The 15262-nt window shown below is 67.3% G+C and carries 10 protein-coding genes; 6 read left to right on the top strand and 4 right to left on the bottom strand.

Annotated elements, in window-relative coordinates:
• The first annotated feature begins 402 nt into the window (after window positions 1-402).
• A complete protein-coding gene (locus CCONF_RS03805; RefSeq protein WP_290225380.1) occupies window positions 403-1161 on the top strand; it encodes a M23 family metallopeptidase in 759 nt (252 codons plus the stop codon).
• A 346-nt stretch (window positions 1162-1507) separates the two neighbouring features.
• Window positions 1508-2269, top strand: a complete 762-nt coding sequence (locus tag CCONF_RS03800) for a M23 family metallopeptidase (RefSeq protein ID WP_290225376.1) — start codon at window positions 1508-1510, stop codon at window positions 2267-2269.
• Here the strand turns inward: CCONF_RS03800 and pcrA are convergent.
• Window positions 2266-4800, bottom strand: coding sequence for a DNA helicase PcrA (gene pcrA / locus CCONF_RS03795; protein WP_290225373.1), 2535 nt, complete (start codon window positions 4798-4800; stop codon window positions 2266-2268). The genes CCONF_RS03800 and pcrA overlap by 4 nt on opposite strands.
• An 82-nt stretch (window positions 4801-4882) precedes the next feature.
• Between pcrA and CCONF_RS03790 the strand changes: the two genes are divergently transcribed.
• The 3 genes from CCONF_RS03790 (at window position 4883) to pgi (ending at window position 8365) form a co-directional block, all read left to right on the top strand.
• A complete protein-coding gene (locus tag CCONF_RS03790) occupies window positions 4883-5200 on the top strand; it encodes a chorismate mutase (protein ID WP_290225371.1) in 318 nt (105 codons plus the stop codon).
• A gap of 52 nt (window positions 5201-5252) precedes the next feature.
• Complete coding sequence (locus CCONF_RS03785; RefSeq protein WP_290225369.1) at window positions 5253-6605, top strand: Na+/H+ antiporter family protein; 1353 nt, start codon at window positions 5253-5255, stop codon at window positions 6603-6605.
• 89 nt (window positions 6606-6694) lie between these two features.
• Complete coding sequence (gene pgi / locus CCONF_RS03780) at window positions 6695-8365, top strand: glucose-6-phosphate isomerase (RefSeq protein WP_290225367.1); 1671 nt, start codon at window positions 6695-6697, stop codon at window positions 8363-8365.
• 7 nt (window positions 8366-8372) lie between these two features.
• On the opposite strand, the gene CCONF_RS03775 is transcribed toward pgi, so the two are convergent.
• The 3 genes from CCONF_RS03775 to CCONF_RS03765 form a co-directional block, all read right to left on the bottom strand.
• Window positions 8373-8786 carry a YccF domain-containing protein gene (locus CCONF_RS03775; protein ID WP_070767908.1) on the bottom strand — a complete coding sequence of 138 codons (414 nt, stop codon included), beginning with the start codon at window positions 8784-8786 and terminating at the stop codon, window positions 8373-8375.
• 61 nt (window positions 8787-8847) lie between these two features.
• Window positions 8848-9669: a DNA-formamidopyrimidine glycosylase family protein gene (locus CCONF_RS03770; RefSeq protein WP_290225363.1), complete on the bottom strand. Its 822-nt coding sequence runs from the start codon at window positions 9667-9669 to the stop codon at window positions 8848-8850.
• Window positions 9670-9683: 14 nt separating this feature from the next.
• On the bottom strand, window positions 9684-14462 hold the full coding sequence (locus tag CCONF_RS03765; RefSeq protein ID WP_290225361.1) for an ATP-dependent helicase: 4779 nt from the start codon (window positions 14460-14462) through the stop codon (window positions 9684-9686).
• A gap of 35 nt (window positions 14463-14497) precedes the next feature.
• On the opposite strand from CCONF_RS03765, the gene CCONF_RS03760 reads away from it, so the two are divergent.
• Complete coding sequence (locus tag CCONF_RS03760) at window positions 14498-15256, top strand: 3'(2'),5'-bisphosphate nucleotidase CysQ (protein ID WP_290225360.1); 759 nt, start codon at window positions 14498-14500, stop codon at window positions 15254-15256.
• Window positions 15257-15262: the final 6 nt, after the last annotated feature.

Genomic DNA, 15262 nt, shown 5'->3' with positions numbered 1-15262 from the left:
GCAGCGGGGGCTCCTATATATACTGTATTAACCCTCACGTAGAACTTTAGAGATTCAGGTTTTTCAGTATCTCTTAGTTCTTGCCCGCAATGGCCCACCGAAACAAACTTCCGCCCCCGTTATCGGCCCGCCGGGCGGTTCCGGTAGTGTTACGGGAGGGACGGGAGTCATCAATGCTCGACGCACCCCCTCGGCAGTGTGACTTAAAAGTTTCCTGCATTGACGTGTGCAAACCCCCTTGCAGCGGTTTTATAACATCGATTTAGCTTGCTTGACCCTGTGCGAACCGCTATTGTTACCAGACGTTGGTAACAAGAAGGTCACAATCGTGTAACCTTGAGCGAGATTAAGTAACGCGGAAGCAGCGTTACACGATTTAAGACAAGTACGGGAAGAAGTTTAATGCGAAGCAAGACCCAGCGGGCCGGCGTGGGACGCCACCGCAAGACCACTACCTCGCAAACTGCCAAGGGCCGTATCGCCCTAGTAACCGTGGCTGCCGGTGCGGCCTCCACTGCGGGCGTTGGCGGCGCCGCAGCTGCTCAGATGCAGGCTAACGCCGATCACGAGACCAAGGCGCAAAGCGTCGACTACGACCTGACCACGGACTCCAACGAGCTGGCCGAAAACGGCGCAGCCGCCGTGGAAAACGCCGCCCCGCAGATCCTGGCTATCGCCGAGTCCAAGCCGGTCGACAACCTGTCGGAGCAACTCAACAAGGCCATCGAAGCCGCCGACGCCCGCATTGCCGCGGACGCTGCTTCCCGTGCCCCTTCCATCGTCAAGCCGGCCGAGGGCGCCTACACCTCCGGCTTCGGTGCCCGCTGGGGTGCGATGCACAACGGCATCGACCTGGCTAACGCCATCGGCACCCCGATCGTCGCCGCCATGGACGGCATCGTCATCGACTCCGGCCCGGCCTCCGGCTTCGGCAACTGGATCCGCATCAAGCACGAGGACGGCTCCATCGCCGTCTACGGCCACATGGAGACCCTCGACGTCGCCGTCGGCGACCAGGTCCACGCCGGCCAGAAGATCGCCGGCATGGGCTCCCGCGGCTTCTCTACCGGCTCCCACCTACACTTCGAGATCCACCCGGACGGCAACACCCCGGTTGACCCGATCCCGTGGTTCGCTGAGCGCGGCATCAACATCTCCTAAAAGCCGCTAACTTCTTTCCAACCTCAAAGCCCCTCGCCGCACCGCGCGGCGAGGGGCCTTTGCGCTACCCCCAGGCGTCACCCCCGCGTTCGCCACATTAAAAACATTTGTAACATTAATCCCAGTTACAACACGCGTAACACGCTGGCATGTTCGACTATTTTCGAACAGAGTTGGCCTTCTACCTGCTCTTTTTCGCGTTGCGCTCCCCCGGCAACCGGGCTAACTTTTACTTCGTTGCCATTCGGCGGCCGTGCCGGCCTCAAGCGCCGGGGCGGGCCCTAGCGGTACTGCCCGCTGACTGGCTTGCCACCACTTACCCTCATGCTGATAAAGGACGTAGTCTATGAAGCGCACTCATCGCGCCCGCCGGGCGGCTGTGGCCGGTGCCCTGGCACTGACCACCGGCCTGGCTGCCACGCTTGGCGCCACGGCCGCCAACGCCGCTCCCGCGGCGACGGTGAACGTGTCGGACGGTTCCTCCGAACCGACCGTTAGCGACGTCAATCACGACGCCCTCACCGATGCTCTCTTCGGCCTCGCTAAATCCACTACCCAGTTGTTTAACGGCACGATCACCCCGACCGTCAACCAGACCGAGGCAGGGCTCAACATCGTCCTCGACCCCGCGGCTGTTCCGGGCCTCGCGGACGCCTTCACCCCTGAAGGCGACCACTCCGGCCTGAGCGCCACCCAGTCGCAGGATGCCAACGGCAACACCGTCGTGTTCCCGACCACCGGCACCCTGACGTCTGGCTTCGGCGCCCGCTGGGGCGCGATGCACAACGGCATCGACATCGCCAACCCGGTCGGCACCCCGATTTACGCTGTCATGGACGGCACGGTGATTTCCTCCGGCCCGGCGCAGGGCTTCGGCAACTGGATCCGCATCCAGCACGACGACGGCACCGTGAGCGTCTACGGCCACATGGCCGCCAGCTCCCTGCTGGTGGGCGTCGGCGAGCGCGTCACCGCCGGCCAGCAGATCGCCTCCATCGGTAACGAAGGCGTGTCCACCGGCCCGCACCTGCACTTCGAGGTGCACCCGGGCGGCGGCGCCCCCGTGGACCCGATTCCCTGGTTCGCGGAGCGCGGTATTACCGTCTAGAGCTTTTCCATGGGAAGTCCGCCAATCAGCATCAAGCGGACTTTCCCGGCAGAACCGAAATCCACGGTGACGGTCGCCCGCGCGCCCGAACCGTCGGAACTAATGACCGTTCCCAGGCCATACTTGGCGTGGTTGACGCGGTCGCCCACGGCCAAGTTCAGATTCTTGTTCTTCGGCATGGACGTAGCAGCCGCCGGCTTTTTCCATTGCGATGGGGAAGACGCAGCGGAGCCGGACTTGCGCGACCAGCCAGACCAGGACGAACCGAAATTGCGCCCGTACTGATAGCTATCATCACCCCACGCGGAGTTGAGGGAACTATCGTTTTCCTCCCGCCGCCAGTCGATGAGATCCTCCGGGATCTCGGCGAGGAAGCGACTGGCGGGGTTGGTCATCGGGTTGCCCCACGAGGAACGAATGATAGCGCGGGTAACGTAGAGCTGCTCGCGCGCACGGGTGATGCCCACATAGGCCAAGCGCCGCTCTTCGCTCAGCTCCTTTGGATCGCCCAGCGAGCGCATGTGCGGGAACTGCCCGTCCTCCCAGCCGGTGAGGAATACGACTGGAAACTCCAGGCCCTTGGCCGTGTGCAGGGTCATCAACGTGACCACTCCGGAGTCTTCGTCCGGGATTTGGTCGGCGTCGGCGACCAGGGAGACCTTTTCCAAAAACGCCTGCAGGGAGCCCGGCGCGGCCTGCCCGTCGTCGGCCGGGTCGGCCTCCGGCGCGGCATCGGAGCCGTCGAAGGCCATCTGATTGGCCGCCTCCGAGGAAAACTCCCGCGCCACGGAGACCAGCTCGTTGAGGTTATCCAGGCGCGCGCCGTCCTGCGGGTCGTTGGAGTTTTCCAGCTCGGCCCGGTAGCCCGTGGCATCGAGCAGCAAGGAAATCAGCTCGCCCAAGTCCGGCTGCCCGGTGACCTGGTTGGTCATGCCCGGCAGCTGGGAGTGGATGCCGTCCATCATCTCGGTGAATTTGCCCACGGCGTTGACCGCGCGGGTTCCCAGGCCGTTTACCTGGCCGGCCGCCCCGTCGAGCAGGGCCTTGCCGAAGCTAACCCCGAGGTTCTCCGCGTGCAGCGCGATCTGGGCCTGGGCCTTGTCCCCGATGGCGCGCTTGGGCACGTTGATGATGCGCCGCAGGCTCACCGTGTCATCCGGGTTGTCCAGGATCCGCAGGTAGGCCACGATATCGCGAATCTCTTTGCGCTCGTAGAAGCGCGTGCCGCCCACCACGCGGTAGGCGATCCCGGATCGAATAAAGATATCCTCCAGCGCGCGGGAGGCGTTGTTGGTGCGGTACATGATGGCGATGTCGTTGAGGTTGCGGCCGCCGTCGACCAGCTTGTCGATCTCCGTGGCAATAAAACGGGCCTCGTCGTGCTCGTTGTCCGCGACGTAGCCGATGATCTTCTCGCCCTGACCGTGGGCGGTCCACAGGTTCTTCTCCCGGCGGTTTTCGTTCTTGGCGATGACCGCGTTTGCCGCGTTCAGGATGGTCTGCGTCGAGCGGTAGTTCTGCTCCAGCAGAATGGTCCTAGCCTGCGGGTAGTCCCGCTCGAATTCCTGGATGTTGCGGATGGTGGCCCCACGGAAGGCGTAGATGGACTGGTCCGAGTCACCGACCACGCACAGCTCCGGCGCCGTAACCGCCTGCTCCGGGGTATCTTGCTCGTCGCCCGTGGCGGCGCCGTTGCCCTGCCCTACCAACGCGGCGACGAGCGCGTACTGGGCGTGGTTGGTGTCTTGGTACTCGTCGATGAGCACGTGCCGGAAGCGGCGGCGGTAGAACTGCACCACCTGCGGGTGCTGCTGGAAGATCCGCACGACTTCCCCAATGAGATCGTCGAAGTCGACCGCGTTCGCCGCGCGCAGGCGGCGCTGGTATTCCGCGTAGACCCCGACCACGGTCGTGTCGAAGGGGTTCTTGGTGGCCGCGGCCTGTTCCGCGGCGCGCTGCGGGCCGATGAGCTCGTTCTTGTAATTCGAAATCTGGTTGGCCAGCACCCGCGGGGTGAACTTCTTAATATCCAGCTGCTGGTCTTTGGCGATCATGGACAGCAGGCGGCGAGAATCATCCCCGTCGTAGATGGTGAAGTTGGTATTCAGCCCCGGCACCAGCTGCGCCTGGGCGCGCAAAATCCGCACGCAGATGGAGTGGAAGGTGGCCACCCACATCCGCTCCGCGACGGGCCCGACCAGCTGGCCAACGCGCTCCTTCATCTCCGCGGCGGCCTTGTTGGTAAAGGTAATGGCCAAAATCTCCCAGGGCGCCACGTTCCGCGAGCGCATCAGGAAGGCGATCCGGCGGGTCAGGACCGCGGTCTTGCCGGAACCGGCGCCCGCGACGATAAGCAGCGGCGAGCCGGTGTGGGCCACCGCGGCGGCCTGCTGCGGGTTCAGGCCCTCGACGAGCGGGTCTTTGCCCGGCTGCGGGGCCTGGCCGGGCTGGGACGCGGCCGTGGGCGCGGCGGTGGGCTGGCCGAAGGGGTTGCGGTCTGCGGGCTGGGAAAAAGGCGAGGTCTCATTCATGATGACTACCAACCTACTAGCCGGCCCCGACACACAGCCGAGCGGAGTTACTTTTTGGCTCCCCAGGTGGCACAATTGGGTTATGTCAGACGCGGTACCCAACGAGCTAGCCAACATTGAGGTCCGGACGCCCTCCGGCACGGACGATCCCCTCTCGGATCAGGAGATCCAGAAATACCGGGAAGAGATCAACCGCATGGACCAGATCATTCTGGAGGCCATCAAGCACCGCACCGCGGTCTCCCAGGCCATCGGCCGGACCCGCATGGGGTCTGGCGGCACCCGGTTGGTGCACACTCGGGAGATTGCCATCCTCAACCAGTTCCGCGACGAGCTGGGCGAAGAAGGCCCCGCCATCGCTTCCGCGCTACTGCGCATGGGCCGCGGCCGCCTGGGATAATACTGCCTACCCCCGCGCCCGATTTGGGCTATCCGTACAGTAATCTATACGCATGAACGCCGTCTTAATAGCCGTCCTCGTCATGCTCGTCCTCGCGCTCCTGCGAGTCCATGTGGTCGTTGCGCTATTCCTCGGCGCCCTCACCGGCGGGCTCATGGCCGGCATGGGGCTGGACGGCACCATGCTCGCCTTCCAAGACGGCCTCGGTGGCGGCGCCAAGATCGCCCTAAGCTATGCCCTGCTGGGCGCCTTCGCCATGGGCGTGGCCTCGGCCGGGCTCCCCCACCTGCTGGCCCACTTCCTGGTCAAGCGCCTGGGCAACCAAGACGGCGAGCTCAATAAGGCTGCCGTGGCCACCACCAAGTGGATCCTGGTGCTGGGGCTTATCGCCATGGCCGTGATGAGCCAGAACCTCATCCCGGTCCACATCGCCTTCATCCCACTTTTGGTCCCGCCGCTGCTGACCGTCATGAACAAGCTGCGCCTCGACCGCCGCCTGATCACCTGCTGCCTGACCTTCGGCCTGGTGACCACCTATTTCTTCGTGCCGGTAGGCTTCGGCTCCATCTACCTCAACGACATCCTGCTGTTCAACATCTCCGAGGCCGGCTTGGACACCAGCGACCTGTCCATCATGCCCATCATGGCCATCCCGGCCGTGGGCATGCTGGTCGGCCTGCTCATCGCCATCTTCTTTACCTACCGCAAACCGCGCGACTACGCCGATACCCCGATTTCGGACGACGCGCCGGACGCCCAGGAAATCTCGCCCTACCGGGTGACCGTTTCCGTCATCGCGATCATCGCGACCTTCGCGGTCCAGGTCATCATGCAGGCGCTCGACTTTGAGGCCGACGGCCTCCTGGTCGGCTCCCTGATCGGCCTGGGCATCCTGCTCATTTCCGGCACGGTCAACTGGCGCCAAGCCGACGACATCTTCTCCCAGGGCATGAAGATGATGGCGCTCATCGGCTTCATCATGATTACCGCCCAGGGCTTCGCCTCGGTCATGACCGCCACCGGCGAGGTCGAAACTCTGGTGAACGCCACCGCCGAAATCTTCGGCGAGCACCAGTTCTTGGCCGCCGGCGGCATGCTCCTGGTGGGCCTGGTGGTAACCCTGGGTATCGGTTCGTCCTTTTCCACCCTGCCCATCATCTCCGTTATCTACGTCCCGCTGTGCATGTCGCTGGGCTTCAGCCCCGCCGCGACGGTCGCCATCATCGGCACGGCCGGTGCGCTGGGCGATGCCGGCTCCCCGGCCTCCGACTCGACCCTCGGCCCGACCGCGGGACTCAACGCCGACGGCCAGCACGACCACATTCGGGATTCGGTCATCCCGACCTTCCTCCACTTCAACATCCCGCTGCTCGTGGCGGGCTGGACGGCCGCCATCGTCCTCTAACCACGCCCGCAGAAGTCTTCGACTACGGTTGTGGTTAGCACTTAGCACGCGTTTAGACACCGGAAGAAAGGCCGCAGAAGCCAATCGTCATGGATTACTCCAACACCGCCTACGCCACTGGTTCGACCATCACCAGCACTGCCGAGTGGAAGGCACTTTCGCAGCTGGCCGACGGGGAAACCGCCCTTAACCTCCGCGAGCTCTTCCGGGCGGAAGAATCCCGCGCGGACAACCTCTCTTTCGAGGCCGCGGACCTGCACGTTGATCTGTCGAAAAACCTGGTGGATCAGGAGATCCTCGGCGCCCTTATCGCCCTGGCGGAGGCCGCTGGCGTGGAGCAGGTGCGCGACGCCATGTTCGCCGGCACCCACATCAACAACACGGAGGACCGTGCGGTACTGCACACCGCGCTGCGCCTGCCGGCGGAGGAGGACCTGGTCGTCGACGGCCAGGACGTCGCCGCCGATGTCCACGAGGTCCTGGGCCGGATGCGCGACTTCGCCACCGCGCTGCGCTCCGGCAAGTGGCTGGGACACACCGGGCACACCATCAAGAAGGTCGTCAACATCGGCATCGGCGGCTCCGATTTGGGCCCGGCCATGGCGGCCCGCGCGCTGTGCTCCTACGAAGTAGCCGGGATTAGCGCGGAGTTCGTCTCCAACGTCGACCCAGCCGATCTCGACGCGGTCCTGGACCGCCTCGACCCGGAATCGACGCTGTTCATCGTCGCCTCGAAGACCTTTACCACCCAGGAGACCCTGGCCAATGCCCACGCGGCCCGGCGCTGGCTGCTGGAGCAGTTCGACGGCGACGACTCGGCTATCCGCAAGCACTTCGTGGCGGTGTCCACCAACGCGGAGAAGGTCGCCGAGTTCGGCATCGACACGGAGAACATGTTCGGCTTCTGGGAATGGGTCGGCGGCCGCTACTCCGTGGACTCGGCCATCGGGCTGTCTTTGATGTGCACCATCGGGCCGCTGGACTTCATGCGCTTTGTCGACGGCTTCCGGGCCATGGACGAGCACTTCGCGCAGGCACCGCTGAGCACCAACGTCCCAGTGCTGATGGCGCTGCTGGGCATCTGGTACACCAACTTCCTAGGAGCCGAGTCCCACGCGGTGCTGCCCTATTCGGAGGATCTCTCCCGCTTCCCGGCCTACCTGCAGCAGCTGACCATGGAATCCAACGGCAAGTCGGTGCGCCGCAACGGATCGGCGGTGGACACGGCCACCTCGGAGATCTACTGGGGCGAGCCAGGCACCAACGGCCAGCACGCCTTCTTCCAGCTGCTCCACCAGGGCACCCACCTGGTCCCGGCGGACTTCATCGGCTTCGCCCAGCCGCACAGGGATTTCCCGACGGCTGACGGCACCGGCTCCATGCACGATCTGCTGATGAGCAATTTCTTCGCCCAGACCAAGGTGCTGGCCTTCGGCAAGACCGCCGAGGAGCTCGCCGCGGAGGGCGTCGATGCCGAGCTTATCCCCCACAAGGTCATGCCCGGCAACCGCCCGAGCACCACCATCCTGGCCGAGAAGCTCACCCCGCAGGCGCTCGGCGCGCTCATCGCGCTCTACGAGCACATCGTCTTTACCCAGGGCGTCATCCTGGGGCTGAACTCCTTCGACCAATGGGGCGTGGAGCTCGGCAAGCAGCAGGCCAACGACCTAGCCGCCGCCGTGCGCGGCGAAGGCACCGCCGGCTCGGGCGACGCGTCCACCGACGCGCTCATTCAGTGGTACCGCGCCCACCGCGGCTAGCCCGTAGCTACATCCGGATCATCGGCTCGAAGCCGGCGGGGATGCGGTCGTTCGGCACGATCTGCTTGCCGAACGGAAAGCAGGTGATCGGGATGAGCTTGAGGTTGGCGATAGCCAGCGGGATACCGATGATGGTGATCGCCTGGGCCGCGGCCGTGGTCAGGTGGCTCAGCGCTAGCCACACGCCGGCGACGATGAACCAGACGACGTTGGAAAACGTCGACATGCCGCTGGACCCGCCCACCGGCTGGACCACGGCCCGGCCGAACGGCCAAATGGCGTAGGCCGCCATGCGGAAGCTGGCCACGCCAGCCGGGATGGTGATGATGAAGATGCAGGCCAGAACGCCGAAGATGAAATAGGCCAGTGCGAGCCACAGCCCGCCGAACAAGAACCAGATGATATTGAGTAGCAAACGCATACCCGCGATCCTAGCGCGCTAACGGCCGCCGCGTCGGCCCCCTGACCGCGCCCCGCGTTCCCTAGTATTTCGGCTGGCAGTGCGGGCAGAACCAGATGACCCGCTCCAGTTCCCTCTCGTCGCCGCCCTGGTCCGGCCCGCCCAGGAATCCTTTCTCGATGCGGGTGCCGCACCGCAGGCAGCGCGCCCGGTTACGGCCGAAGACGTAAGAGGTCTCGCCCGCCCGGCGCACGCCGGTGGTCACGCGGATGGGGCTGTCGCGGTTGGCCCACATGATGCGCCGGGCAATGTCGATGACGGCCTCCAGGTCCACCCGTCCGACGGGCGTGGCCGGGTGGAGGCCGGCCAGGAAGCAGATTTCGGCGCGGTACTCGTTGCCGATGCCGGCCACGTTGGACTGGTCCAGCAGCGCGGTCCCGATGGAACGCTCCGGACGGGCCGCCAGCCGGCGCAGCGCCTCCTCGCGCCCGCCGGGCCCCTCCCAATCCGGGCCCAAGATGTCCGGGCCCAGGCCGGCGACCCAGCCGGCGTAGTCATCGGCGGCCATCACCTCGACCAGGCCCAGCCAATGGCCGACGAGTTCGATATCGCGCGGGTGGTGCGCCAGCTGCAGGACCACCCGGGCGCTATGGCCGGGCTTGCGCCAGCGCTGCCCCGCATATTGGATGGCCCACTGCCCCTCCATCTTCAGGTGCGTGTGCAGCAGGCGCTGCCCGAACTGCATAAACAGGTGCTTGCCGTAAGGCCACACGCGCTCGCAGGTCTCCCCATCAAAGCGCACGGTGGCATACCGCGGCACCCGCAGCGAGCTGCGCGTGACCTCCCGGCCGCGCATGAACTGCAAGCGGTTGGATAGCTGCAGGACGGAATCGCCCTCGGGCATTACGCCTCCTCAAGTTAGTAATCCTCTGCCCCATTGTCTGCCTCGAACGCGTCGTCGTCGAAGCTCGCGATAACGTCGGTCACCCGCCGGCCCCGCCGCGACGGCACGGATCCTGACCGGGGGCTTTGCTGGGGCCGGCGGCTGCCGCGGGGCGCGGCGGCGGTGGCGGCGATCCGCAGGCCGCGGGGGCTCAGCCCCGCGCCGGCGGAACGCAGCGCCTCGGCCTCGGGGGCTTGGAAGGCGGCGACGCCGTTGATCTTTTCCACGACCAGAGGCTGCAGGCGGCCGGCAGCGATGAGCTCGCGCAGCCCGCCTAACGCCCGCTGCAATGCCTCGGCCGGGTCGACGCCCTCCGGCAGCACGTGCGGGAAGGTGGTCAGAGACTTGCCGCCGCGGCTTAAGTGCACGATGGGCAGACCGTCGACCAGCGCCACGAGGGCGCCAGCGGCGCGGTTGGGCTTGCCGGGCGTCTCCGGCCAGGCCAGGGCCGCGCCATAGGGGTTGGCCGGGTCGCAGGCGACGAGCACCACGGTGTCCGGCTCATGGCCCGACGGCCAACCGGTGACATCGGGGCTGTCCTGCTCCCCGCGCAGGCGGTCGATGACCGCGGGCACGGAAAACTGCGCCGCGCCGAGGCCCTCAATGACGTAGCCGCGCATGGCCTTGCCGGATTCCTCGAAGCCGGACAGGACCTTGTAGGCCAGGGCGAAACCGCCCAGGACGTCCTCGGCCACGACACTGCCGCGGGTGACCACCCCGTAACGGTCCAGCCAAGCTTCGCCGTGCGCGACCGAGCGCGCCGTCGGGTCCTGCGCGGGCGGCGGGGTGAGCGCCCAACGCCCGCCCACGTCCGGCGGGGTGCTCACACGCTGCGCTTGCGCAAACGAGGTCCGCCCCATCCGCAGGCGGGAGCGGTTGGGCCGCCGCTTGGCGCGGTGGGCTGCCTTGCCGCCGGTCTTGCCGGCCAGGCGGGCGCGCACCGGGGCGAAGGAATCCGGGGAAACTGCGCCGGCCTCCACCAGCTGCCACAGCGCCTGGCGGACTTCTTCCTCGGTGCCCGGCGCGTCGGCGGCCAGCTCCCCGAAGTGGAAGGCCCCGCCCGTGCCCAGGTGTTCCAGGAGGGCACGTTCCAGGATGGAATAGCCCTCCGGCTCGGTCTGCGGCAGCAGCTGGGCGGCGTAGTCCGCCGGCAGCAGCATGATCCAGGGATCTGCCGAGCCGGCCTTACCCGCGCCGACGATGAGGACCTCGCCGGACAGCGTGAGCTCGTCCAGGTGGGCGGGCGAATAATCCCCCACCCGGGCTGGCAGGATGAGGCTCTCCCAGGCCGAGGCCGGGGCCTTGGCCCCGGCGAGCTGTTCGATGACCGCCAGGACCCCGTCGGCCCCGCGCAGCGCCGGGCGGGTGCCGGCCGGGGCGACCTGCTGCCAGGCGGGCAGGAAGCGGGCGTAGGCGGTGGCGCTGACCGGCTCGGTCGCCGCGCGGGCGGCGGCCAGCGACCGGCTGCGGATGATTTTGAGGACTTCAGCCGCGCAGTACTCGGTCTCCTCTACCCCGGCGCGGTAGTGGCCTTCGACCACCTTGTCCAGGCCGTTGAGGACCCCGTAGGCCGCAGAGGCCGACAGCCCGAAGGCGGCCGCGGCCTCGCTGATGACGAACGGCCCGCGGGTGCGCGCCCAGCGGCTGAGCAGCTGCGGCAGGGCGTCGGTGACCGTGTCCACCTGGGCCGGCACCCCGGGCGGGACCGGGATGCCCAGGCCATCGCGCAGCAGCGCGGCGTCGTTGACCTGGGCTAGGTGCTCGGTCCCGGCGATCCGCACGCGCATCACGCGGCCGGCCAGGGCGGCATCGATAGCGCTCAACGGAACGTCCGTGTGCGCCGGCAGGTCCTCGGTGGCCACCGGGCCCAGGGTGCGCAGCAGGTCGGCGACCTCCTCGGTGGTGCGGGCCCGGCGGTCAGGGGCGGTGCGCTGGAGCTGAGCGTGGACTTCGGCGATGATGTCGGCATCCAGCAGCTCGCGCAGTTCCACCGTGCCCAACAGCTTGGCCAGCAGGGACGGGTCCAGGGCCAGCGCCGCGGCGCGCTTTTCCGCCAGCGGCGAGTCGCCCTCGTACATGAAGGCACCGGTGTAGTTGAACAGCAGGGTCGAGGCGAACGGCGAGGGGTTGTTCGTGGTGATCTCGGCGATCCGGATGCGCCGGTGGCCCAGCTCCCGCATGACCTCCTGCAGGGCGGGCAGGTCGTAGACGTCCTGGAGACATTCGCGCACGGTCTCCAGGATAATGGGGAAAGACGGGTACTTCCGGGCCACGTCCAGCAGCTGCTCGGCGCGCTGGCGCTGCTGCCACAGCGGGGCGCGCTTGCCGGGGTTGCGGCGCGGCAGAAGCAACGCGCGGGCGGCGCACTCGCGGAAGCGGGAGGCAAAGAGCGCGGAGCCGCCGACCTGCTCGGTGACGATGTCGGTGATGTCGTCGGCGTCGAAGTTAAACAGGCTGGCGTCCGGCTCCCGGTCAGCCTCCGGCAGGCGCAGGACGATGCCGTCGTCGCCGGCCACGGCTTGGGCGTCCATGCCGGTGTTCTCCGCGACGCGGGCGCCGACCGCCAGCGCCCAGGCGGCGTTGACCCCGCGGCCGAACGGGGTGTGCAGCAGCACGCGCCAGTCGCCTAGCTCGTCGCGGAAGCGCTCGAGCAGCAGGGTCGTGTCATCCGGGATGAGCCCGGTGGCCTCGTACTGTTCGCCCAGGTAGGTAACGATGTTCTCCCGTGCGCGGGCGTCGACGTCGGCGAGGATTCCTGGGTCCTGGTGGACGTCCCGGCGCCAGGCGCCCAGCGCCTGGCCGAGCTCATAGGGGCGGCCGGCGGCGTCCCCGTTCCAGAAGGGCAACCGACCGGTGTGCCCCGGCGCGGGGCTAACGCGCACCTGGTCCCGGGTGATGTCCTCGATGAGCCAGGAGCTAGCGCCCAGGGTGATGATGTCGCCCACGCGGGATTCGTAGACCATCTCCTCGTCGAGCTCGCCCACCCGGCGCGGGGCCTGGTTTTCGGCGCCAGAGACCAGGAAGACGCCGAACATGCCGCGGTCCGGGATGGTGCCGGCATTCGTCACCGCCACGCGCTGCGCGCCCGGGCGCGGGGTGAGTACGCCCCCGACGCGGTCGTAGACCACCCGGGGTTTCAGCTCCGAGAAGTCCGTCGAGGGGTAGACGCCGCTGACCAGGTCGAGCACGGCGTCGAAGACCTCGCGAGGCAGGTCCCGGTAGGGCCAGGCCCGCCGGACCGTGTCGAACCAGTCCTCCACCCCGAGCCCGTCCGGGGCGGCGGCGACAGCGGCCACGGTCTGCTGCGCGAGCACGTCCAGAGGGTTGGATGGGGTGTGCAGGCGCTCGATGAGGCCTTCGCGCATGCGCTTGGTGGTCAGGCTGGCCTGGACCAGGTCGGCGCGGTGCTTCGGGTAGAAGGAGCCGGTCGATACCGCGCCCACGGTGTGCCCGGCGCGGCCGACGCGCTGCAGGCCGGAGGCCACCGACGGCGGGGATTCGACCTGGATGACCAGATCGACCGTGCCCATGTCGATGCCCAGTTCCAGCGAGCTGGTCGCCACCACCGCCTTGAGCGTGCCCTCCTTGAGCATGGTCTCGGTCATAGCGCGCTCGTCCTTGGACACGGAGCCGTGGTGAGCGCGGGCGATAACCGCCGGGGCCTTGCCCGCCACGTCGACCTGCTTCATCAGCTGTGCCGGATCCCGGCGCGTGGGCGCGGACAAAGACTCTGGGTCGTGCTCCTGCGCGTAGAGCTCGTTGAGCCGGCTGGTCAGCCGCTCCGCAGTGCGGCGCGAGTTGACGAAGACCAGGGTCGAGCGGTGCCCCATGACCTCGGCGTAGACGTCCTGCTCGATAAACGGCCAGATGGACTTCGCCGTCGGCAGCGCGGATTCTTCCAGCAGGTCGTCCCCGCTGGTAATGCCGATGGAGTCATCCACCGTCAGCTCCCCGATGGGCGAGCCCTGCTCCGGGGTGGGCAGGTCCGCCATGTCCTCCACCGGGCAGTGCACGGCCAAGTCCCAGCGCTTGCTGGCCGGCGGGGCGATGATCTCTACTGGGCGGGACCCGCCCAAAAAATGTGCCACCGTCTCCAGCGGGCGCACGGTGGCGGAGAGCCCGATGCGCTGGAAATCGCCGGCGAGCAGCGCCAGCCGCTCCAAGCTCAGCGCCAGGTGCACGCCGCGCTTGGAGCCGGCCAGGGCGTGGATCTCATCCACCACGACGGTCTCGACCGAGCTCAAGATGCCCGCGGCCTTGGAGGTCAGCATCAGGTAGGCCGACTCGGGCGTGGTGATAAGGATGTCCGGCGGGCGGCGGACCTGGCGGTTGCGCTCGGCCTGCGGGGTGTCCCCGGAGCGCACGCCCACGGAGATGTCCGGGTGGTCTAGGCCTAGCCGCTCGGCCACGCGGGCGATGCCGGCCAGTGGGGCGCGCAGGTTGCGTTCGACGTCCACGCCGAGGGCCTTGAGCGGGGAAATATAGAGCACTTTCACCCCGCCATGGGTGGAGGTGCGGCTGGCCTCCTGCCCGATGGGCAGGCTGGTCTGGCCGTCGCGCTCGACCAGCCCGTTGAGCGCCCAGAGGAACGCCGCCAGGGTCTTACCGGAGCCGGTCGGCGCGACGACCAGCGCGTGGTCGCCCTGTGAAATAGCCGACCATGCCTCCTGCTGCACCTCGGTCGGCTGCGCGAAGACCTCGCTAAACCAGTCCCGCACCGGCGGGCTGAAGCGCGACAGGATGTTTTCGGCCATGCCTTACTTTAACGCGGCGGCTAGACTCTACGGGTATGACCGTCCAGCTAGATGATGCCCGCCTGACCAACATGATCGCCGAAGGCTGCGGCGAGATCCTCAAAGGGGTCCGCAAGGGAGGCCTGCTGCGCAGCCGCGCCCTGGGCGACGCCGGGGACGAGCTCGCCCAGGAGTGGATCTCCCGGGTGCTGGCCCAGCACCGCCCCGACGACGGATTCTTGTCGGAGGAGGCCACCGATAACCCGGATCGCCTCACCAAGGACCGCGTCTGGGTGGTCGATCCGCTCGACGGCACGAAGGAATTCGCCACGGGCCGCCAGGACTGGGCCGTGCACATCGCGCTGACCATCGACGGCCGCCCCGCGCATGCCGCGGTGGGCCTGCCGGACCTGGGCGTGACGTTCAAGTCCTCCGACGTCCGCGCGGTCACCGGACCGCTGTCCCACAAGTTCGTGGTCTCGCGCAACCGCCCGCCCAAGGTGGCGGACTACATCTCCCAGAAGATGGGCTTTGAGACCAGCGGCGTGGGCTCGGCTGGGGCGAAGGCCATGCACGTGCTGCTGGGCGACTACGACGGTTATATCCACTCCGGCGGGCAGTACGAGTGGGACCAGGCCGCCCCGGTGGGCGTGGCGCTGGCCGCCGGCCTGCACGCTTCCCGCCTGGACGGCAGCCCGATCACCTTCAACAACGAGGACACGTTCATCCCGGACCTGCTGGTCTGCCGCCCGGAGCTAGCCGACGATATCCTGGCCCACGCGGCGGACTACGCCAAAGAAAACGGAGGGTTTTAAACTAGC

It is taken from the genome of Corynebacterium confusum (assembly GCF_030408715.1).
In the GTDB taxonomy this organism is placed as follows: domain Bacteria; phylum Actinomycetota; class Actinomycetes; order Mycobacteriales; family Mycobacteriaceae; genus Corynebacterium; species Corynebacterium confusum.
The sequence above is the reverse complement of the archived record's forward strand: the minus strand, read 5'-3'. Positions and strand labels throughout refer to the sequence as shown.